The 21,469-nt window shown below is 61.7% G+C and carries 18 protein-coding genes; 11 read left to right on the forward strand and 7 right to left on the reverse strand.

Features of this window, described 5'->3' with window-relative positions; genetic code table 11:
• Positions 1-466 precede the first annotated feature (466 nt).
• Positions 467-1,372: a LysR family transcriptional regulator gene (locus ACXAEH_RS04725; RefSeq protein WP_475031325.1), complete on the reverse strand. Its 906-nt coding sequence runs from the start codon at positions 1,370-1,372 to the stop codon at positions 467-469.
• 170 nt (positions 1,373-1,542) lie between these two features.
• On the opposite strand from ACXAEH_RS04725, the gene ACXAEH_RS04730 reads away from it, so the two are divergent.
• The 10 genes from ACXAEH_RS04730 (at position 1,543) to ACXAEH_RS04775 (ending at position 12,774) form a co-directional block, all read left to right on the forward strand.
• On the forward strand, positions 1,543-4,962 hold the full coding sequence (locus ACXAEH_RS04730; protein WP_475031326.1) for an indolepyruvate ferredoxin oxidoreductase family protein: 3,420 nt from the start codon (positions 1,543-1,545) through the stop codon (positions 4,960-4,962).
• A 287-nt stretch (positions 4,963-5,249) separates the two neighbouring features.
• Positions 5,250-5,528, forward strand: a complete 279-nt coding sequence (locus tag ACXAEH_RS04735) for a hypothetical protein (protein ID WP_475031327.1) — start codon at positions 5,250-5,252, stop codon at positions 5,526-5,528.
• Positions 5,529-5,537: 9 nt separating this feature from the next.
• Complete coding sequence (locus tag ACXAEH_RS04740; RefSeq protein WP_475031328.1) at positions 5,538-6,347, forward strand: glutamate racemase; 810 nt, start codon at positions 5,538-5,540, stop codon at positions 6,345-6,347.
• A 114-nt stretch (positions 6,348-6,461) separates the two neighbouring features.
• Complete coding sequence (gene argC, locus ACXAEH_RS04745) at positions 6,462-7,490, forward strand: N-acetyl-gamma-glutamyl-phosphate reductase (RefSeq protein ID WP_475031329.1); 1,029 nt, start codon at positions 6,462-6,464, stop codon at positions 7,488-7,490.
• A 41-nt stretch (positions 7,491-7,531) separates the two neighbouring features.
• On the forward strand, positions 7,532-7,975 hold the full coding sequence (gene ccmE / locus ACXAEH_RS04750; RefSeq protein ID WP_039166449.1) for a cytochrome c maturation protein CcmE: 444 nt from the start codon (positions 7,532-7,534) through the stop codon (positions 7,973-7,975).
• A gap of 196 nt (positions 7,976-8,171) precedes the next feature.
• Positions 8,172-8,783, forward strand: coding sequence for a holin-associated N-acetylmuramidase (locus tag ACXAEH_RS04755; RefSeq protein WP_475031330.1), 612 nt, complete (start codon positions 8,172-8,174; stop codon positions 8,781-8,783).
• Entirely contained in the window at positions 8,774-9,349 is a 576-nt protein-coding gene (locus ACXAEH_RS04760; RefSeq protein WP_475031331.1) for a holin family protein, read from the forward strand. The genes ACXAEH_RS04755 and ACXAEH_RS04760 overlap by 10 nt, the downstream gene beginning before the upstream one ends.
• Positions 9,350-9,459: 110 nt before the next feature.
• On the forward strand, positions 9,460-11,424 hold the full coding sequence (locus ACXAEH_RS04765) for a heme lyase CcmF/NrfE family subunit (protein ID WP_475031332.1): 1,965 nt from the start codon (positions 9,460-9,462) through the stop codon (positions 11,422-11,424).
• Positions 11,425-11,429: 5 nt separating this feature from the next.
• A complete protein-coding gene (locus ACXAEH_RS04770; RefSeq protein ID WP_475035518.1) occupies positions 11,430-11,903 on the forward strand; it encodes a cytochrome c-type biogenesis protein in 474 nt (157 codons plus the stop codon).
• Between the two features lie 94 nt (positions 11,904-11,997).
• Complete coding sequence (locus tag ACXAEH_RS04775) at positions 11,998-12,774, forward strand: enoyl-CoA hydratase-related protein (RefSeq protein ID WP_475031333.1); 777 nt, start codon at positions 11,998-12,000, stop codon at positions 12,772-12,774.
• Between the two features lie 51 nt (positions 12,775-12,825).
• On the opposite strand, the gene ACXAEH_RS04780 is transcribed toward ACXAEH_RS04775, so the two are convergent.
• From ACXAEH_RS04780 to gltX, 3 genes are all read right to left on the reverse strand, one after another.
• Positions 12,826-13,692, reverse strand: coding sequence for a calcium-binding protein (locus ACXAEH_RS04780; protein ID WP_475031334.1), 867 nt, complete (start codon positions 13,690-13,692; stop codon positions 12,826-12,828).
• A 293-nt stretch (positions 13,693-13,985) separates the two neighbouring features.
• Positions 13,986-15,281 carry a citrate synthase gene (locus ACXAEH_RS04785; RefSeq protein ID WP_475031335.1) on the reverse strand — a complete coding sequence of 432 codons (1,296 nt, stop codon included), beginning with the start codon at positions 15,279-15,281 and terminating at the stop codon, positions 13,986-13,988.
• A 126-nt stretch (positions 15,282-15,407) separates the two neighbouring features.
• Complete coding sequence (gltX, locus tag ACXAEH_RS04790; protein ID WP_475031336.1) at positions 15,408-16,808, reverse strand: glutamate--tRNA ligase; 1,401 nt, start codon at positions 16,806-16,808, stop codon at positions 15,408-15,410.
• A 79-nt stretch (positions 16,809-16,887) separates the two neighbouring features.
• Here gltX and ACXAEH_RS04795 point away from each other — a divergent pair, with 79 nt between their 5' ends.
• Positions 16,888-18,960: a ComEC/Rec2 family competence protein gene (locus ACXAEH_RS04795; RefSeq protein WP_475031337.1), complete on the forward strand. Its 2,073-nt coding sequence runs from the start codon at positions 16,888-16,890 to the stop codon at positions 18,958-18,960.
• Here ACXAEH_RS04795 and lexA read toward each other — a convergent pair.
• From lexA to moaC, 3 genes are all read right to left on the reverse strand, one after another.
• Positions 18,954-19,661 (reverse strand): transcriptional repressor LexA, encoded by a 708-nt coding sequence (gene lexA, locus ACXAEH_RS04800; RefSeq protein ID WP_475031338.1) that lies wholly within the window; start codon positions 19,659-19,661, stop codon positions 18,954-18,956. The genes ACXAEH_RS04795 and lexA overlap by 7 nt on opposite strands.
• Positions 19,662-19,824: 163 nt before the next feature.
• Positions 19,825-20,997, reverse strand: coding sequence for a molybdopterin molybdotransferase MoeA (locus ACXAEH_RS04805; protein ID WP_475031339.1), 1,173 nt, complete (start codon positions 20,995-20,997; stop codon positions 19,825-19,827).
• Positions 20,998-21,468: a cyclic pyranopterin monophosphate synthase MoaC gene (gene moaC, locus ACXAEH_RS04810; RefSeq protein ID WP_475031340.1), complete on the reverse strand. Its 471-nt coding sequence runs from the start codon at positions 21,466-21,468 to the stop codon at positions 20,998-21,000.
• Between the last annotated feature and the right edge of the window lies 1 nt (position 21,469).

Below are 21,469 nucleotides of genomic sequence, written 5' to 3' on the forward strand. Positions count from 1 at the left end.
TTTGGCCGGGCTTCGGAAAGCGGCTGAAATTACAAGCATTGCGAAAGTCGCTCAGCGTCTGAAGAATTCTTGCAGTGACGGAACAAATTTCGTCCGGTTATCCATAAAGCAAGGGCCCCTGTCTGTTTCAACAACTTCTCCGAACCTTTGATTCCGGCATTGGCCAGCTAAGACGGGCGTGAAGTAAATCAAATGAAGCCAGCAGGTTAGCTGCCAAAAAAAAGGCCGAGCACTAAGCTCGGCCGAAGTCCAACAGGGAGGTATGAAGGGGGGCGAAGCCGCCGCCTTCATGAGGATCATTTAGGGCGCCATGCCTGCCCCTTCAAGGGGATTAACACCAAATGAACGTCAATGCTGGTATGCGCAATTTGCATGGCTTGGTCCGCAGCACTGGATTGACGCATCGAAAACCGGCCAGCTTTCTGCGCCGCCGCGGGAAAATCCTGCCTTGCCGGAAGTTTAGCGCTTAGAGCTTGCCGAGCTCTTTCATGTGCTTTCGGTGTGCCATGATTTCGGACTGCACAAAGTCGCGGAAAGCGCCAACACGCTGTGAGTGGCGGAGTTCTTCGGGGTAGGCAAGGTAAACCGGCACCTGGTTCTGGTCTTCTGGCGGCAGCACTTCGACAAGTTCCGGGAACTCTTCGGTCACATAATCCGGCAGAATGCCGACGCCGAGATCATGCAGCACGCCTTGCAGCACACCAAAATAGTTGTTTACGGTGAGCAGAGAGCCCGGGTTATTCGCCATCAGCGCCTTGCCCAGAACAGCGGCTGAGCCGACTTGGGCAGACCGCTGGTTCTGACAGATCAGGCGGTGTTCGGAAATATCGGCCACCGTTTCCAATGTGCCGCGTTGCTCAATATAGGCAGGAGAGGCATATAACCCCATCCGCACCGTCATCAGCCGCTTGCGCACCAGGTCGGCCTGGCTGGGCTCCTTCATGCGGATGGCCACGTCGGCCTCGCGCATGGGAAGGTCCAGAACCCGCTCCTCCAGCATCAGGTCGATTTTGAGGTTGGGGTATTGCTCGTACAGTTTTGTCAGCCGCGGCGCGAGCCACAGGGTGCCGAACCCAACAGTGGTGGTCACACGAAGTTCTCCGAACACTTCCTCCTCGCTGTCGCGGATGCGCGCGGCGGCGGCTTCCAGGCGGCTGGACATGGATTGTGTGGCGTCAAACAGCAGTTCACCCTGCTCGGTGAGAATCAGTCCGCGCGCATGGCGGTGGAAAAGCGTCGCATTCAGGCTCTCTTCCAGCGCCCGGATCTGGCGGCTGACCGCCGATTGCGACAGATTCAGCTTATCTCCGGCATGGGTCAGGCTGCCCGCATCCGCGACCGCGTGAAATATTCTGAGCTTATCCCAATCCATATGCGTTACTTTCTGTGCGTTTCGGGCCGACTGTATGAAATCTTAGTTATGTATCAGTTTCCGCAGTGCAAGCGAGCAAAAATGTGAAAAAAGAGCTCTACACAGGTCAGCAATTCTGACCTATTATTGGGTTCAGTTAGGCAAGCTAATCCAAGGTTGAGGAGGACCGGATGGGCACGCAAGAGATCTCACTCAACGACAAATACGACCTCGAAAAGTCGCCGGTGCTGTTGAACGGCACGCAGGCGCTGGTGCGGCTGATGCTGATGCAAAAGCACCGCGACGTGGCAGCGGGATTGAACACCGCCGGGCTGGTCACCGGTTACCGCGGATCGCCATTGGGTGCGGTTGACCTGCAAATGAGCCGGGCCGAGAAGCAGTTGAAAGAGGCGGATGTCACCTTTCAATACGGCTTGAACGAGGATCTCGCTGTCACCGCTCTGTGGGGTGCGCAGCAAGCCGAAGTGCGAGGCGAGGGCAAATACGACGGCGTCTTTGGCCTGTGGTATGGCAAGGGGCCCGGGGTGGACCGTTCGGGCGACGCGATCCGGCATGCCAACATGGCCGGCACCTCGAAACACGGCGGCGTCCTGCTGGCGATGGGCGACGACCACACCGGCGAAAGCTCAACCGTGCTGCATCAGTCGGAATGGTCGCTTTTGGATTGCTACCTGCCGATCGTCAGCCCGGCCGGGGTACAGGAAATCCTGGACTACGGCATCTATGGCTATGCGCTCAGCCGCTTTTCCGGCCTCTGGGTTGGCCTAAAGACCATGAAGGACACCATCGAGGTAACCTCCGTGGTTGATGCACGCCCGGAGCGGATGGAGATCGTCACACCGGAATTCGACATGCCGGGCGACGGGCTGAACATCCGCCTGGATGACGACCGCTTCCGCCAGGAAAACCGCATCATCGACTACAAACGTTTTGCGGCAGAGGCGTTCAGCCACGCCAACAAGATGGACAAGCGCGTGTGGGGCAAGCCCGGCGCCAAGATCGGCTTTGTCGCGGCAGGCAAGAACTGGCTGGATCTGGTGCATGCTCTGAAGCTGCTGAACATCGATGAAAACATGGCCGAGCGGCTGGGCATCACCACCTACAAGGTGGGCCAGACCTTCCCGATGGACATGAAGGGCTTCCACGACTGGGCCGAAGGGCTGGACCTGATCGTGGTGGTTGAGGAAAAGCGCAAGCTGATCGAGATCCAGATCAAGGAAGCGATCTTTGACGACCGCCGCGGCCGCCGGGTTTATGGCTGGTACAAGGGCGGGGCAGGCGCCTTGCACCGCGAGGAGCTGTTCCCGACAAAATTTGCGCTGGACCCGATCATGATCGCCGAGAAACTGGGCGGTATCCTGATCGAGGAAGGCCGCGAAACCGAAGCAATCAAGGCAGGTCTTGAAAGCCTGGCTGAGGCGCGCCGCGCCGACAACGCTGAGGAAATCGCCACCCGGCTGCCCTACTTCTGCTCCGGCTGTCCGCACAACAGCTCGACCCGCCTGCCGGATGGATCCCGCGCTTATGCCGGCATCGGCTGCCACTTCATGGTGCAGTGGATGGACCGCGAAACCACAGGCTTCACCCACATGGGCGGCGAGGGCGTCAACTGGGTCGGCGAAGCGCCGTTCTCGACACGCAAGCATGTGTTCCAGAACCTGGGCGATGGCACCTACAACCACTCCGGTGTGCAGGCGATCCGTGCTGCGCTCGCTGAAGGCACCAACATCACCTACAAGATCCTCTACAATGACGCCGTTGCCATGACCGGCGGCCAGCAGGCCGAAGGGGGCCTCACGGCGCATCAGATCGCGCATGAGCTGCAGGCGATGGGCGTGAAGACCATGGCCGTGGTCTATGACGAGAAGGAAGACGTCGACGCCGCGCTGTTCCCGGCAGGTATGCGGATGCACGAACGCGCCGAGATGATGAAGATCCAGCGCGAGTACGAACAGGTTGAGGGCGTCTCTGCCATCATTTACATCCAGACCTGCGCCGCGGAAAAACGCCGCCGCCGTAAGCGCGGCCTGTTCCCGGACCCGGACCAGCGGGTGTTCATCAACACAGACGTCTGCGAGGGCTGCGGCGATTGCGGGGTACAGTCTAACTGCGTGTCCATCGTGCCCAAGGACACCGAACTCGGCCGCAAGCGGGCCATCGACCAGTCCTCCTGCAACAAGGATTTCTCCTGCGTCAATGGATTCTGCCCGTCCTTCGTGACTGTCGAAGGTGCCAAGGTCCGCAAAGAAGCCACTGCCGATATCGACCTGCCGCATCTGCCGCAGCCCGACCTGCCCGCAATCGACGGCACCCATAACGTGGTGATCACCGGCGTCGGCGGCACAGGCGTTGTGACCATCGGCGCAGTGCTGGCGCAGGCAGCGCAGATCGACGGCAAGGGTGCAGGCCTGATGGAAATGGCAGGCCTCGCCCAGAAGGGCGGCGCGGTCCACATCCACTGCCGGATTGCCAACAACCCCGAGGACATCTCGGCCATCCGCATCGCCACCGGCGAAGCGCATGCGCTGATCGGCGGCGACCTGGTGGTGAGTGCCGGCGCTAAGACGCTGGGCCTGACAACCACCGGCCAGACTGGTGCGGTTGTGAACAGCCATGAGATCATCACCGGCGAGTTCACCAAAAACACCGAGTTCAAGGTGCCGGTTGACCGCCTGGAAGTTGCCCTGCAGGCGCGCCTGCGCAACCGGCTTGATCTGTTCGATGCGTCTGAATTGGCACGCGCCGCCATGGGCAATTCAATCTTCTCCAACATGATGGTGTTCGGCGGCGCCTGGCAAAAGGGGCTGGTGCCTGTCAGCCATGAAGCCATCGAACAGGCGATCGGGATGAACGGCGCCGCGGTGGAGCGCAACAAGCGTGCCTTTGATATCGGCCGCTGGGCTGTGCTGAACCCGGAAGAAGCGGCCAGGCTGATCGAACCCAAGGTGGTGGACCAGCCCAAGACGCTGGACGAGAAAATCGCCTTCCGGAAGGACCACTTGATTGCCTACCAGGGCAAAGGGCTGGCGAAACGCTATGGCAAGCTCTTGGATGGTATCAGCGATCCCGCGCTGAAAGAGGCGGTGGCAAAGGGATACCACAAGCTCTTGGCCTGCAAGGATGAATACGAGGTGGCCCGGCTGCTGCTCGACACCCGCGCCAAGGCGGAAGCCGAGTTCGAGGGCGACCTCAAACTTTCCTATCACCTGGCGCCGCCGATGCTGAGCGGCACCGGTCCCGACGGCCGCCCGATGAAACGCAAGTTCGGCGCGGGCATGGAACGCGGGTTCAGGCTGCTGGCCAAGCTGAAGGGTTTGCGCGGCACACCGCTTGATGTTTTCGGCTACACCGCCGAACGCAGGATGGAGAGGGCTCTGATCAAACAGTATGAACGCGACATGAAGGAGTGGCTGCCAAAGGCCGTCCCGGACCTGATGGAGCCCCTGATCGCTCTGGCGGAACTGCCGTTGCAGATCCGCGGCTTCGGTCCGGTCAAGCTGGCCAATGAGCAAAAGGCGGCCAAACGCCGCGAAGAACTGCTTGCCGCCTTGCGCCAGGGCGGTGTGTCTCTGAAGCAAGCGGCAGAATAGAACAGCCGGGCGAAGCGCTCCCGCCCGCCCGGGGCCATTCGCAGAATGGCACCTTGCGGTTGGGCCCCGCGCCGCGCTGACGCGCGGCGCTGTCCGCTCCCTCAGGCCTGTGGCTTCTTTCTGGTCAAAAATACTCCGGGGTCTGGGGCAGAGCCCCAGTCCTGGATGACCCCAATCTGCCACACCGGAATGAAAGGTAAGGTTCAGAAAATGCACCGCCGCCTGGCCTGCGGCCTATCCATTGTCCATTCTGCAGCTGCCGGGTCTGCCGGAGCAATGAACCACTTGTGGATAAACGCCTGCAGCCGGGTGAATGTGATCCACTGGGCCGTGGGGATGGCGGACCGCTGCGGCCCGAGGCCGCTGGTCAAGGAATTCCGCAAGCGGGCAGGCACACCGGTGCCGGCAGTAATGGCGCGCCTGTTGGACCGGGTGTTCCCGCCCCGCGCGCAAAAGTCTCCAAAGCAATGATGGATTTCCTGCGAAAAGCCACGTATGACCTGACACCGGTACCGCTCAATTCCCGCGGCAACGGGATTGAGTTCGAGGAAAAACACCGCGTGTGAGAGAGCGTTATGGCTGTTGGCATCTTTGATTCAGGACTGGGCGGGCTGACCGTCCTCAATGCGGCGCAGGCGCGCCTGCCGGATGTGAATTTCCTCTACTACGGCGACAATGCCCGGGCGCCATATGGCGTGCGCGATGCCGAGGACGTTTATCAGCTGACCAAATCAGCGGTTCAGGACATGTGGGACAAGGGCTGCGATCTGGTGATCCTTGCTTGCAACACCGCGTCCGCCGCAGCGCTGCGCCGGATGCAGGAGGGCGGGTTGCCCCAGGGAAAGCGGGTGCTCGGCGTTTTTGTGCCGCTGATCGAAGCGCTGACGGAACGCCAGTGGGGCGACAATTCGCCGCCGCGCGAGGTCGAGGTGAAGCATGTGGCACTGTTCGCAACGCCTGCCACTGTCGCCAGCCGGGCGTTTCAGCGGGAACTGGCGTTCCGGGCCATTGGTGTCGATGTCGAGGCGCAGGCCTGCGGCGGCGTGGTCGATGCGATCGAGGATGGCGACATGATCCTGGCCGAAGCGCTTGTGCGCTCCCACGTCGATGCGTTGAAACGGAAGATGCCGCATCCGCAGGCTGCAATCCTTGGCTGCACCCATTACCCGTTGATGGAGCAGACATTTCAGGAAGCTCTGGGCCCGGACGTCAAGGTGTTCAGCCAGGGCAATCTGGTGGCCGACAGCCTGGCGGATTATTTGCAGCGCCATCCGGATATGTATGGCGCAGGCGAAGGCGGCTTTTTCACCACCGGTGATCCCTCGCGCGTCAGCGACCGGGCGACCCAGTTTCTCCGACGGGAAATGACCTTTCAGGCGGCCTGAGTGTTTTCGGCCTGGCATGTTGTTCCAGGTCAAAGTGCGCCGCCCCGCACTCCGTTAGTTCTCTCCGCAGATGGCTGCGGAACCGGCATATCATATTGAAAGACGAGGTCTGACATGACCCACAAAGTGGCTATCCTTGGCGCTTCCGGCTATACCGGCGCCGAACTGGTGCGGCTGATTGCCCAGCACCCGAACATCGAAATCGCGGCCCTGTCCGCCGACCGCAAGGCGGGCATGACCATGGCCCAGGTGTTCCCGCACCTGCGCCATATGGAACTGCCGGTGCTGTGCAAGATCAATGAGATCGATTTTTCCGGCATCGACCTGTGTTTCTGCGCGCTGCCGCATAAGACCAGCCAGGAAGTGATCGCGGCGCTGCCCAAGACCCTGAAGATCGTTGACCTCTCGGCAGACTTCCGGCTGCGCGACCCGGCGGGATACGAGAAATGGTACGGCAACCCGCACGCCGCACTGGAGCAGCAGGAAGAGGCGGTATACGGCCTGACTGAGTTCTACCGGGAAGAGATCAAATCCGCCCGCCTGGTGGCTGGTACAGGCTGCAACGCCGCCACCGGCCAATTTGCCCTGCGGCCGCTGATCGAGGCCGGTGTGATTGACCTGGACGAGATCATCCTGGACCTGAAATGTGCAGTCTCCGGCGCGGGCCGGTCGCTTAAGGAAAACCTGCTGCATGCAGAGCTGAGCGAGGGCTACAACGCCTATGCCATCGGTGGCACTCACCGGCATCTGGGGGAGTTCGACCAGGAGTTCAGCAAACTCGCAGGCCGCCCGGTCAAGGTGCAGTTCACCCCGCACCTGGTGCCCGCAAACCGGGGCATCCTGGCCACCGTCTATGTCAAGGGCAATGCACAGGCGATCCACGACAGTTTTGCCAAGGCATACGCGGATGAGCCTTTCATCGAGCTGCTGCCCTTTGGCGAAGCGCCGAGCACCCATCATGTGCGCGGCTCCAACTTCTGCCATATCGGCGTCGCGCAGGACCGGATCGAAGGCCGCGCCATCGTGATCACCGCGCTGGATAACCTGACAAAAGGTAGCAGCGGCCAAGCCTTGCAGAACGCCAACCTGATGTTAGGTGAGAAAGAGACCGAAGGCCTGATGATGGCGCCGCTGTTCCCCTGAACAGGGGAAGGCGCTGATGCATGGGCTGAATTGAGGACACCATGAAGAACCTGAAGAAACAGCGCCGTATCCAGGTCATCGCGGTTGCCGCGGTGGCCCTGGTCGTAGCCACGGCTTTGATCGGCTATGCCATGCGGGACGGGATCAACTATTTCCGCTCGCCCAGCCAGGTGGCCGAGGCGCCGCCGCAGCCCTCTGAGGTATTCCGCATCGGCGGGCTGGTGGCCGAAGGCTCGCTGCAGCGCGGCCAGGGTGAGACCGTGCGCTTTGCGGTGACCGATGGCGGGGCAACCGTGCAGGTCGCCTATACCGGGGTGCTGCCGGACCTGTTTGAAGAGAACCAGGGCATGGTCGGCACCGGCCGCTATGTGAACGGTGTCTTTGAAGCCTCTGAAATCCTGGCAAAACATGACGAGACTTATATGCCTAAGGAAGTCATGGACGCCCTGAAGGAACAGGGGGTCTATCAGGAGCCCGAAACCTGAATCCGCTGCTGGAGCAAGCTGCTCCCGCCCCAAGAACGCCTCCCTTCCGGGAGGCGTTTTGCGTTGGGCCCGGCGCCGCGCGTTGCGCGGCGCGGCAGCGCGGGCGGCCGGGTGTTGCGTAAGCAGCGTACGGTGGTGCTGCCGGATCTTAGTCTTTTTCCGGCAGGGTTGCGGGGCTGGAAAAGGGTGAGATGCGATGCTGAGTGTGAAGGAAATCGCCGCGGAGATCGTGGCGCGCGAAGGCGGATATGTGAACGATCCGGATGATCCAGGCGGCGCCACAAAATTCGGGGTGACGATTGGAACCCTGCGCCGGCTGGGGCTGGATCTGACCGGAGACGGCACGGTGGGCATTGCTGATGTGCGCGCGCTGACCCGCAAACAAGCGGCTGAGATCTTCATCCGTCACTACTTTGAGGCACCAAGGATCGCCAGCCTGCCCGAGTGCCTGCAGGCAACGGTGTTTGACATGTACGTCAACGCTGGCGGCAATGCGGTGCGGATCCTGCAGCGGCTGCTGCGCGAAATGAGCTATGAGGTTGCGGTGGACGGAGCCATCGGACCGCAGACGGCTGGTGCGGCAGGGCAAGCTGCGCAAATTGGCGCGGAAGCATTGCGCGATGCCTATGGGATCGCCCGGCGCAACTATTATTTCCGTTTGGCAGACCGGAGGCCCGCCAGCCGCAAATATGCCCGCAGCCGCAATGGCGGCAAGGGGGGCTGGATCAAGCGGGCGGAAGAGTTCATCTCCCCCGGGTACCATCTGAGCCAGCAGGACTTTCAGCAAAGGACCGCATCATGGGGCTGATCACAGATGTACTAACGCTGATTTTCGGCAGCCGCCGCAATGTGCTGCGGGAAACAGTTGAAGTGTTCCGCGAGAACTCCGAAGCGGGCGCCGCACGGACGCATGAAGTTCAGATCGCTGCGCTGAGCCAGCTTGGCGCGGAGTTTCAGCAGCCTGCTAAGGGCCGCTTCGATCGTTTCATGGACGGAGTGAACCGGCTGCCGCGGCCGATGCTGGCACTGGGAACGCTGGCTCTGATGGGGGCGGCGCTGACAGATCCGGTGTGGTTTGCGGCCCGGATGCAGGGACTGGCCCTGGTGCCGGAACCGCTGTGGTGGCTCTTGGGTGTCATCGTGTCGTTCTATTTCGGTGCCCGGCACCAATTGAAGACGCAGGAATTCCAGCATGGCTTGGCCGCCAGTATGGCGCGGGTGCCGCAGGCGGTGGAGAACATCACTGCCTTGAACCGGCTGCGGGCAGGCACTCCCGGAGCGGCCTCCGCTGGCACTGAGGCAGGCGCTAGGCTGGAGGCAACCGAAAGCGAGGGCAATCCGGCGCTGGAGGCCTGGAAAACCCGCCGCGGCTGATCACAATTTACCCACTGCGGCGGCGTGGCGCGGCGATTGCCATTGGCCCTGCCACCAGACAGGCGTATAGAAAACCCATCCCCGAAGACCAGGCATGGACAGACCGGCACATGATCACAGAACTCGGACATTTCGCCCTAATTCTCGCCTTCATGATTGCCATCGTGCAGGCCGTTATCCCCTTGATCGGCGCACAGAAACGCTGGCCCGGCTGGATGGCCGTGGCTGAGCCCGCAGCCCAGGCGCAGTTCCTGTTCACGGCGTTTTCTTTCGGGGCGCTGATGTGGGCCTTCATCACCTCCGACTTCTCGTTGAAGCTGGTGACGCTGAACAGCCATTCCGCCAAGCCGATGCTCTACAAGATCTCCGGCACCTGGGGGAACCACGAGGGCTCGATGCTGTTGTGGGTGCTGATCGTCAGCCTGTTTGGAGCGCTGGCGTCAGTGTTCGGAGGCGGGCTGCCGCCGACCCTGAAGGCGCGGGTGCTGGCGGTGCAGGCCGCCATTGGCGTGGCGTTTTTTGCCTTCATCCTGTTCACCTCCAACCCGTTTCTGCGCCTTACCGTGCCGCCGTTTGACGGCCAGGACCTGAACCCGCTGCTGCAGGATCCGGGCCTCGCCTTCCATCCGCCGTTCCTGTACCTCGGCTATGTCGGCCTGAGCATGGCGTTCTCCTTTGCCGTGGCGGCGCTGATCGAGGGCCGGATTGACGCAGCTTGGGGGCGCTGGGTGCGGCCCTGGACGCTGGCGGCCTGGATCTTCCTGACCATCGGCATCGCGCTGGGGTCCTGGTGGGCCTATTACGAACTGGGCTGGGGCGGTTTCTGGTTCTGGGATCCGGTTGAGAACGCGTCCTTCATGCCTTGGCTGCTGGCGGCGGCGCTGCTGCATTCGGCCATCGTGGTGGAAAAGCGCGAGGCGCTGAAAAGCTGGACCATCCTGCTGGCAATTCTTGCCTTTGGGTTTTCGCTGGTCGGCACGTTCATTGTGCGTTCCGGCATCATCACCAGTGTGCATGCCTTCGCCAATGACCCGGAACGCGGCGTGTTCATCCTGTTCATCCTGGCCTTCTTCACCGGCGGCGCGCTGACGCTGTTTGCGGCCCGGGCGCAGGCGATGGAGGCCAAAGGCGTGTTTGGCATGATCAGCCGCGAGAGCGCACTGGTGGCAAACAACATCCTGCTGGCCGTTAGTTGCTTTGTGGTATTCTTCGGAACTGTCTGGCCGATCGTGGCCGAGATGGTCTTTGACCGGAAGCTGAGTGTCGGGCCGCCGTTCTTCAACTCTGCTTTCACACCCTTCATGGTGGTTCTGGGGTTGCTGCTGCCAGTGGGCGCCATGCTGCCCTGGAAGCGCGGGCGGATCGGTAAGACGGCCTGGCAGCTGCGCTATGTGTTCCTGCTGGCGGTTTCGCTGGGTGTGCTGGGCTGGGTTATGCAGACCGGCCGCTCTGCCCTTGGACCGGTTGGCTTGTTCCTGGGGTCCTGGGTGGTCTTTGGCGCGCTGGCTGACCTGTGGCTGCGCAGTGGCACATCCGGGCGCCTGCAGCGCATGCTGCGGCTGCCGAGGGCGGATTGGGGCAAGGCCACGGCACATGCGGGCCTTGGGATCACCATCTTTGCCATCGCCGGCCTCACCGCCTGGGAGCAGGAAGACATCCGTGTCGCGCAGCTGGGCGAGCCGTTCCAGGTCGGCGCTTTTACCTTGGTGCTGAAGGACGTGAGCCGCGAGCAGGGGCCGAATTACTTCACCACCAAGGGGCGCGTAGAAGTGACCCGGAACGGCCGGCCGGAAGCGGTGATGTTCCCGGAGAAGCGCGATTACCCGGTTAGCCGGATGCCCACGACCGAAGCGGCCATCGACTACCGCGTGACCCGCGACCTTTATGTGGTGCTGGGGGATCAGCAGGCGGATGGCGGCTGGACCATGCGGACCTATATCAAGCCCTTTGCCAACTGGATTTGGGGCGGCTCGATCCTGATGGCGCTTGGCGGGCTTCTCAGCCTCAGCGACCGGCGCTTCCGCGTGGCGGCTGGCGCGCGCAAGACACCTTCGGAGGGAGTGCCAGCGGAATGAAGCACATGCGTTTCCTGATCGCGGTTTTGGCTTGTTTCTTGGCTGTTTCGGTTTTTGCGCCGGCCCCGGCTGTCGCGGTTGAACCTGATGAGGTGCTGGAGGATCCGGCGCTTGAGGGGCGCGCGCGCGAGCTGTCCAAGGATCTGCGCTGCCTGGTATGCCGCAACGAAAGCATCGATAAATCCAACGCCGAGCTGGCCCGGGATTTGCGGGTGCTGCTGCGGGAGCGGCTGGTGGCTGGCGACAGCGATCGCGAGGCAATGGATTTCATTGTTGCCCGTTATGGCGAGTATGTGCTGCTGCGCCCGACCACCAGCGGCGCCAATTGGCTGTTGTGGGCGGCGGGCCCACTGATGCTGCTGGCAGCGCTGCTGATTGCCATCGTCTATGTGCGCGGCCGGGCCCAGGCGCCCAGGGGCGCCGAGAAGAGCCTGAGTGCGGAAGAACAGGAGCGGCTCCGGAAAATCCTTGAGGATTGACGCCGGGTCTGCCTTTCCGGCAGAGCGGCTTTGCGTCACGATGCCTGCAGCTGGGCGGGCTCCGCCTTTGGATGAAGTCATGTGAGGCAATCCCATGGAATACAAGGAAATCCTGTTTTCTCTACAGGACGGGCTGGCGGTCATTACCTTGAACCGCGAGGCGCGGAAGAATGCGCTGAGCAGCCGGATGCGCGCCGAGATCACCCATGCGATACGCCTTGCCGCTGCAGAGGCGCGGGCGGTGGTCCTGACAGGGTCCGGTGATGCCTTCTGCTCCGGTCAGGATCTGAGCGATGCAGCAAGCGCGGGGAGCCTGGACCTGGAGCGCACGCTGCGCGATGAGTACTTGCCGATGCTGCAGGCGATCTATGACTGCCCGGTGCCGGTGGTGGCCGCGGTCAATGGCGCTGCCGCCGGGGCAGGCGCCAACCTGGCGCTGGCAGCTGATGTGGTGATTGCCTGCGAAAGCGCGTTTTTCATGCAGGCGTTCACCAGGATCGGGCTGATCCCCGATGCTGGCGGCACCTGGTTCCTGCCGCGCCAGATCGGCCTGGCCAAGGCGATGGGTGCGGCGCTGTTTGCCGACCGCATCAGCGCCCAGCAGGCCAGCGATTGGGGCATGATCTGGGAAGCTGTGCCGGATGATGGTTTCGAGGACCAGTGGCGCGGGCGGGCCGCCTATCTGGCGCAAGGACCCAGCAAGGCATTTGCTGCCACCAAATCGGCGCTGCGGGAGAGTTTCGGCCGCACCCTGGCAGAGCAGCTTTCCGAAGAAGCGCATCTGCAAGGACAATGCGGCAAGACACGGGATTTCCTGGAAGGTGTCACAGCCTTCATGGAAAAGCGCCCCGCGAAATTCGAGGGGCGCTGAATCAGGCAAAGCAGCTCAGCCCCTTTACCGGGCTGGGCTGCTTTGCGCATTTTAGTCTACGTAGGATTCCACCATCGTAACATGCGTGGCCAGGCTCAGGACGCCGCCGGCGCTGGCGACACGCATAACGGCAACGCCATCGGCATACAGAATAGCATCCTGGCCGCCGGCTTCGTTGTCTTCGCTCTCAAGCGTTAGATCAGGCTCAGCTTCACTGTCCTTGTGGTAGTAGACCAACTGGTCCTCATCCACGTTGAAGTCGGTCACAGTCGCCGGGTTGCCGGCTTCGCTCCAATAGCCAGTTACGAAGTCGTTGCTGCCGCCGCCGCCGGAAAGCACATCACCCGCGCCGGCAACAAGAGTGTCATGGCCCGCGCCGCCGTATAGAGTGTCCACAGCGTTGTCGTCCTCAACTTCGTCAAACCTTGGGTCAAGCTGCGGATTTATTCCAGACAGGAAATCGTCCAATGCATCCGCAAGGTCTTCGTCGCCGGCCTCGAAACTCAACCCGCCCGACAGCACGTCATTGCCTTCCCCGCCTTCCATGAGGTCGGCACCTTCGCCACCATTGAGTGCATCGTTCCCGAAACCGCCGAGAAGCGTATCGCTTCCTTCTCCGCCTTGCAGCCAATCCGCGCCCAGGCTGCCCGCAAGAGAGTCATTTCCTGCTCCGCCGGACAGAAGGTCCTGATCGCCACCGCCCCGCAGCCAGTCATCACCTTCGGTCCCGGCAAGGGCATCGTCGCCGGATTCACCAAGGATGGTATCGTCAAGCTCTGTACCGCTTAGGAAGTCCCGATCTTCTGTTCCGGTAATCGTTTCACCTGTGCTGTCAGCGGCCTGGTCATTGTCATCATCCAGTGCAAGCGCCACGCCGCCGATGGCCAGGCCGGTGCCGAGTAAGATCAAAAAGATCATTTTTTCAATCCTTTAACTGCCTGACAGCCAGCGTTCTGCCGGAGTATCTTCGTGGGACGCTCTGCCATAATTGAGTGAGTTGTCAAATTGAGTATTGGGTTGTTTTTATTTAGTCAAATACTCTTTAATATTGAATTTCCCGAAGAAACAGTCCGTCCGGAAATGCGTGATTGTTACCGGTTTGCTCCGGATTTCGTGGGCAGCGCAGCAATGCCGGAGTTGGTTTTGCTGCGGATACGCAAAGGAAAACGCCCCGCAAACTGCGGGGCGTTTGAATTGCTTGGAACCGGCGCTTAGCGCTTTTCGATGTCGGTGTAGTCGCGCATGGTTTCGCCCAGGTACAGCTGGCGCGGGCGGCCGATCTTGTTTTGCGGATCGGCGATCATTTCCTTCCACTGCGAGATCCAGCCGACGGTGCGCGACAGCGCGAAGATCGGGGTGAACATCGAGGTCGGGAAACCCATCGCCTCGAGAATGATGCCGGAATAGAAGTCGACGTTCGGGAACAGTTTCTTCTCGATGAAGTAGGGGTCGTTCAGCGCCGTCTGTTCCAGTTCCTTGGCGACCTGCAGCAGCGGGTTGTCTTCGACACCCAGCAGCTCCAGCACCTCGTCCGCGGATTGTTTCAGCACTTTGGCACGCGGGTCGGTGTTCTTGTAGACACGGTGGCCAAAGCCCATCAGGCGGAACGGGTCGTTCTTGTCCTTGGCGCGTTCGATGAACTCCGGAATGCGGTCCACGGACCCGATTTCCTTGAGCATCTCCAGGCAGGCCTGGTTTGCGCCGCCGTGGGCCGGACCCCAGAGGCAGGCAATGCCGGCCGCGATACAGGCAAACGGGTTGGCGCCAGAGGAAGACGCCAGGCGCACGGTCGAGGTCGATGCGTTCTGCTCATGATCTGCGTGCAGGATGAAGATCCGGTCCATCGCGCGGCTCAGGATCGGGTTCACATGGTATTCCTCGGACGGCACCGAGAAGCACATGTGCAGGAAGTTGGCAGCGTAGTCGAGATCGTTCTTCGGATAGACGAATGGCTGGCCGATCGAATATTTATAGGCCATCGCGGCGATGGTCGGCAGTTTGGCGATCAGACGCACGGCAGCCACTTCGCGCTGCCAGGGGTCGGTCACGTCCAGCGAGTCGTGGTAGAAGGCCGACATCGCGCCAACCACGCCCACCAGGGTCGCCATCGGGTGCGCGTCGCGGCGGAACCCGCGAAAGAAATTGTGCATCTGTTCATGCACCATGGTGTGACGGGTCACACGGGTCTCAAAATCTTCCAGCTGGGCTGCGGTCGGCAGTTCACCATAGAGCAGCAGGTAGCAGACTTCGAGGTAATGGGATTTTGATGCCAGCTGGTCGATCGGGTAACCGCGGTGCAGCAGCTCGCCCTTGCCGCCATCAATATAGGTGATGGTGCTGTCGCAGCTGGCAGTCGAGGTGAACCCCGGGTCATAGGTGAACACACCTGCCTGCGCATAGAGCTTGCGGATGTCGAGGACATCGGGCCCGGCCGTCGGCGAGAAAATGGGCAGCTCGTAGTTTTCGCCGTTCAGGCTGAGCGTGGCAGATTTCTGTGTGTCGGTCATGGATGTCCCTTCCTGTTACAGGCACGAAAGCTGCCGCTCGGGCGTCTTCATGCGGGCAGCACCTGCGCGAATTCGCGCAGGGGTTGTCGTATCAAAACAGGCTTACCCGGAAGTTAATGACCGGTTTCAGCCCGTTGCGTCAGCGAGCCGGGCCAAAGTTTCCTCGCGGCCCAGAATCAGCATCATGTCAAACACCGAAGGCGTTACTGCGCGGCCCGCGAGCGCGGCCCGCAAGGGGCCTGCCAGCTTGCCGAACTTGGTACCCTGTGCTTCTGCAAACTCATTCAGAAGCGCCTCCAGATCGTCTCGGACCCAGCTAGCATTTTGCAGCTGCGGCGTCAATTCTTCCAGTATACCATCGGATACAGAGGAAAGCGCCTTTTCCGCCTTCGCATCCCGCTCAATTGGCCGTGAGGCAAGGATAAAATGCGCTTTTTCAAGAAGTTCAGGGAAGGTGCGCGCCCGGTCCTTGAGGCAATACATCGCAGCTTCCAGCCCCTGTGACTGCGCGTCAGTCAGAGCAGGTTCGCCAGCTGCCGCCAGGTAGGCCTCAATCTCTTGCCGCAATGCAGCGTCGCCGCTAACGGCGATGTGCTGTCCGCAGAGGTTTTCCAGCTTCTTGGTGTCGAACCGGGCCGGGCTCTTGCCGATGCCGTCGAAGTTAAACCACTCCTGCGCCTGCGCGTCCGTAAAAAATTCGTCATCGCCGTGGGACCAGCCAAGACGGGCCAGGTAGTTGCGCATGCCGGCCGCCGGATAACCCATGGCCTGGTATTCCTGAGCCCCCAGGGCGCCGTGGCGTTTGCTGAGTTTTTTCCCGTCAGGGCCATGGATCAGGGGGATATGCGCCCAGACCGGAACGTCCCAGCCCATCGCTTCATAGATCATCATCTGGCGTGCGGCGTTGTTGAGGTGGTCGTCGCCGCGGATCACATGGGTGACGCCCATATCATGGTCGTCCACCACAACGGCAAGCATATAGACGGGGGTGCCGTCGGAGCGCAGCAGGATCATGTCGTCCAGCTGCTCGTTCCTGATGGTGACGTCGCCCTGGACCTGATCCTTGATAACGGTAACGCCGCCTTGCGGCGCCTTGATGCGGATCACGTAGGGCGCGTCAGGATGGCTGGAGGTTTCGGCGTCGCGCCAGGGCGAGCGGTAGAGGGTGGATTTGCCTTCGGCCTTGGCCTGCTCGCGGAAGGCGGCGATTTCGTCCTGGGTCGCAAAGCATTTATAGGCCTTGCCTTCGGCCAGCAACTGTTTCGCCACTTCGGCGTGCCGGTCCGCGCCTTCGAACTGGCTGATCACCTCTCCGTCGTGATCCAGGCCGAGCCACTCCATGCCTTGCAGGATTGCTGCGGTAGCCTCTGGGGTCGAGCGTTCCCGGTCGGTGTCTTCGATGCGCAGCAGGAACTTGCCGCCGCGGCCGCGGGCGTAGAGCCAGTTGAACAGCGCAGTGCGGGCGCCGCCGATATGCAAAAAGCCGGTGGGAGAGGGCGCGAAACGGGTGACAACCGGTTGGGTCATGTGCGGGATTTACCTTTTGGAAACCATCTGAGGCCTAGTATTTCCGCCTGTCTACCGGGCCAGAAGGCGGGGGGCAAGCATGCGGCTGAACGCTGCGATCGCAGATACGCTGCAGGTGCAGCGGGGACATCTCTTTCCTTGGGTGCCAGCGTTCCTGGGCGTTGGGATTGGAAGCTATTTCTTTCTGAAACAGGAACCCGGAGCCGCGGTTTTTGCGGTTCTCGCAGTTATTTCCGTCCTGTCTGCCATTTGCGCGTTGCGGCGGCGGGCCCTGGCGTTTTTGTTCTGGGCACCAGCTTGCGCCGCCGCGGGGCTGTGCCTGGCTGGTGCCAGAGCGCATTGGGTTGCGGAACCTGTCCTGGATTTCCGCTATTACGGGTCTGTGGAAGGACGGGTGGTGTCGGTGGACCGCTCTCCCACCGATGCACTGCGGCTAACCCTGGATCAGGTCAGGCTGTCCCGGGTTGCACCGCAGGACACGCCTGCACGGGTGAGGATTTCTCTGAAAGGCCAGGCTGATGTGCCGCCCCCCGGAGCCCGGGTGATGACAACAGCGCATCTGCTGCCGCCGCAGGGGCCCGCCGAGCCAGACGGTTTTGATTTCCGCCGCCATGCCTGGTTCAAGCAATTGGGCGGCCTGGGCTACACAAGGGTTCCGGTTTTGTTGAGCGAGGCGCCAGGAAACGGAGTGCCCATTGAGCGCCTTCGACGTTCCTTGGCGCAGTATTTGCAGCACCGTATTCCGGGGGAAACAGGCGGATTTGCCGCAGCGATCACGGCCGGCGACCGGAGCGGCGTCGGAGAACAGACGCTCACAGCGCTGCGGCAAAGCAATCTGGCGCATTTGCTGGCGATATCGGGACTGCACATGGGGCTGCTGACCGGATTTATCTTTGCCGCAGTGCGGGGGATGTTTTGCCTGGTTCCTCCGGTTGCCTTGCGCTGGCCCGTCAAAAAACTGGCGGCTATTGCAGCCTTGACCGCGGGAGCGGGCTATTTGGCTTTGTCGGGCGGAAATGTTGCAACCGAGCGGGCCTTTGTCATGGTGGCTGTGATGCTGGGTGCGGTGCTGCTGAACCGGCGTGCCATTACTTTGCGGGCGGTGGCGGTGGCGGCAATGATTGTCTTGCTGCGGCGGCCGGAAAGCCTGCTGAGCCCTGGGTTCCAGATGAGTTTTGCCGCCACCGCCGCCTTGGTTGCAGTTTTTGCCGGGCTGCGGGATAGCGGGATACCGCTTGGCCCGCGCTGGCTGCGTCCGGTCACCGCGCTGGTGATTTCTTCGGCTGTGGCCGGTGCGGCAACCGCGCCCTTTGCCGCGGCGCATTTCAACACTGTCCCGCATTATGGGCTGCTGGCAAACTTGCTGGCGGTTCCGGTCATGGGCTCCGTGGTTATTCCGGCCGCCGTGCTGGCACTTTGCCTGGCTCCCCTTGGCCTGGAGGGCATCGGCTTGAAAGTCATGCAATGGGGAATGGACTGGATTTTGAGCGTGGCGCAGTTTGTGTCCGGTGTTGACGGCGCCTTGTCCTATGTCCCGGCACCGGGAGCCTGGGTATTGCCGCTGCTGGCGTCGGGTGCATTGTTTGCAGTGATCTGGCAAGGTCGGCTGCGCCTGGCCGGATTTCTGCCCGCCGCCGCGGCCCTGGCAGTGTGGACCGGCGCGGAGCGGCCGGACGTTCTGATCTCGGACTCCGGAGGGCTGATCGGTGTGATGGAGCCGGAGGGCCGGGCGTTATCGCGGGCAAAAGGGCAGGGGTTTACTGCGGAAATCTGGCTTGAAAATGATGGCGATCCCTCCATCCAAAGTGCGGCTGCGGCCCGCTGGAAGACCTTTGAAGCGGATTTGCCTGTTTGGATTGGTCCGGATTTTCAGCTGACCCATGCACCCGGGCTGCGCAAGCTTTCCAGAAAAACTAATTGTAGAGAGGAAGAAATAATCGTTTCCACTGTTGAGGCGGACACGCTGGAGAGCTGCCTGCTGCTCACACCCGAAGTGATGTGGCAAACAGGCAGTATTGCCTTGAGCGCGGATACCGGGATGCGCACGGCCCGGGATGCTGCCGGGGAGAGACTGTGGACCAGCTGGCACCCGGAAGGAGAAACAGTCAGCCGGCTCCGCCAGATGTTCCTCCCGGATGCGCTGGGTCAGTAGGTACGGATCAGACCAACCAGGCGGCCTTGAACCTGTACCTGATCCTCTGGGTAGCGGCGGGTTTCATAGGCCGGGTTTGCAGCCTCCAAAGCGATCATGCCGCCCTGCCGGTGATAATACTTCAAGGTGGCTTCCTGTCCTTCGACCAGCGCGACAACGATGTCTCCATTGTCGGCAGCCCCGGTTTCCCGGATCACCACGATGTCACCGTTGTTTATCCCGGCCTCGATCATCGAGTCGCCCTTAACCTCCAGCGCGAAATGCTGGCCATTAGGGGCAATCATGCCGCCCGGCACGGCGACCTGATGGGAAACCTGGCTGATTGCCTCAATCGGCACGCCGGCGGCAATCCGGCCCATCACGGGTAGTTCCACCGCGGCCTGGCGCATCGGATCAGATGCCGCAGAAGCAGGTGATACACCCTTGCTTTGTCCGCCATCAATCACTTTGGGAGAAAACCCCTGCGCCTCGGGCTCACCACCCAGGCTTTCGGGCAGCCGGATGATCTCAATTGCGCGCGCCCGGTGCGGCAGGCGCCGGATAAAGCCGCGTTCTTCCAAGGCAGTGATCAGCCGGTGAATGCCAGATTTGGAGCGCAGATCCAATTCGACCTTCATTTCGTCAAAGCTGGGCGGAACTCCGTCGCGCTGAAGGCGTTTGTGAATGAATTCCAGCAGTTGAAGTTGCTTCTTTGTGAGCATCGCCGCTCCCTCCAGGCCTCAAGTTTTCTTTTGTTCTACGCATGTTCACGTTTTGTGTCAACAACGGGGTGCGAAGTGTCCAAAGAGTGCGCGCACCCTCACAGCGGCACCGCCGCTTGCCGGGCGGCGAGGCGGGAGTATTTAGGGAAAGATGAAAGAGCGGTTAGACCGGCAGGTAGTGTACCGTTTCGCCTGCGCTCCGGGCGGGGTCGCTGGGAGCGCGGACCAGGAGGGCATTGGCCTCACTCAGCACGGTGAGCAAGGAACTGTCCTGATTGGCGAATGCGGTGATTGCGCCGGCTTCTACCCTGGCGCGCATATAGTGCTCGCGGGGGCCGTTGGCAGACAAGGAATTTGCAAGAACAGCGGTCTTCAAATTTTGGGCTCCGGCCGGCATACCAAGCATGGCGTGGATCATCGGAGCGAGGAAGATGTGGCCGCAAACCATTGCAGACACAGGGTTTCCTGGAAGTCCAGCCATGGCTGAACCATTGAGCCGGCCCGCCATCAGCGGCTTGCCTGGGCGCATGGCAACCTTGTAGAAGCTGCGCTCCATTCCCAGGTCCGCGGCGACCTTGCCAACCAGATCGTGATCACCGACAGAGGCGCCGCCGATCGTCACGACCAGATCGGCGCCTTCGGCGAGTTCAAAGGCCATGCGAAGAGAGCTCTCGGTGTCGCGCGCGATCGGCAGGATGCGGGCGCGGGCGCCAAGATCTTCCAGCATTGCCTTCAGGCCAAAGGTGTTGGAGGCGATGATCTGGTCCGGGCCTGGGGTTCCGCCGGGCATCACCAGTTCGTCCCCAGTGGAGATCAGGGCTACATCGGGCCGGCGGGTGACTGGCACAGAGGGGATGTTCATGGCGGCTAGCAAGGCAATATCTGCCGGTGCCAGACGCTTGGGGGCGTTGATGGTCTGGCCGCTTTGAAAGTCGCCGCCGCAGGGGCGGATGTTGCTGTTACTGCCCGGGGCATCCGTGATGGTGATCAGGTCGCCATTGCGGGTGACATCCTCTTGGATGACAACGAAACTTGCGCCTTCTGGCACTGGCGCGCCGGTGAAGATGCGCACGGCTTGGCCTGCACCGATGCGGCCGCTGAACGCATGGCCGGCTGCGGCTTCGCCGACCACCTTGAACATCGCGTGCAGCTCAACCTCGGCTGCGTTGACCGCATAGCCGTCCATTGCGGAGGCCGGGAACGGCGGCTGGTCGCGGCGCGCTTGGACGTCCTGGGCAAGCACGCGGCCGGCAGCCTCAGCCAGAGGAACTTCTTCGGGTTCAAGCCGCCGGACAAGCGCCAGCAGATGCGTGCGGGCTTCACTGACAGGGATCATTTACGCCTCGTACCTGCCGGATTTTCCGCCATCTTTCAGGGTGACGCGAATGCCGCCGATCTGCATGGCCTTGTCCACGGCCTTGGCCATGTCATAGACGGTGAGCGCGGCGGTGGAGACGGCGGTGAGCGCTTCCATCTCCACCCCGGTCTGGCCGGTGGTCTTGACGGTGGCCTCGATGCGGACGCCGGGCAGGTCCGGGTCCAGCGTCAGTTCCACCGCGACCTTGGTCACCGGCAGAGGGTGGCAGAGCGGGATCAGATCGGGCGTCTTCTTGGCGCCCATGATGCCGGCCAGCCGGGCGACCGACAACACATCGCCCTTCTTGGCGCGGCCTTCGGAGATGATCGCATAGGTCTCTTGCGCCATGGAGACATGACCCTCGGCGGTCGCAATGCGGGAGGTCACGGCCTTGTCCGAGACATCGACCATATGGGCGTCGCCCTTGGTGTCAAAATGGGTGAGACTCATG

The organism is Leisingera sp. ABM4_060, assembly GCF_056158765.1.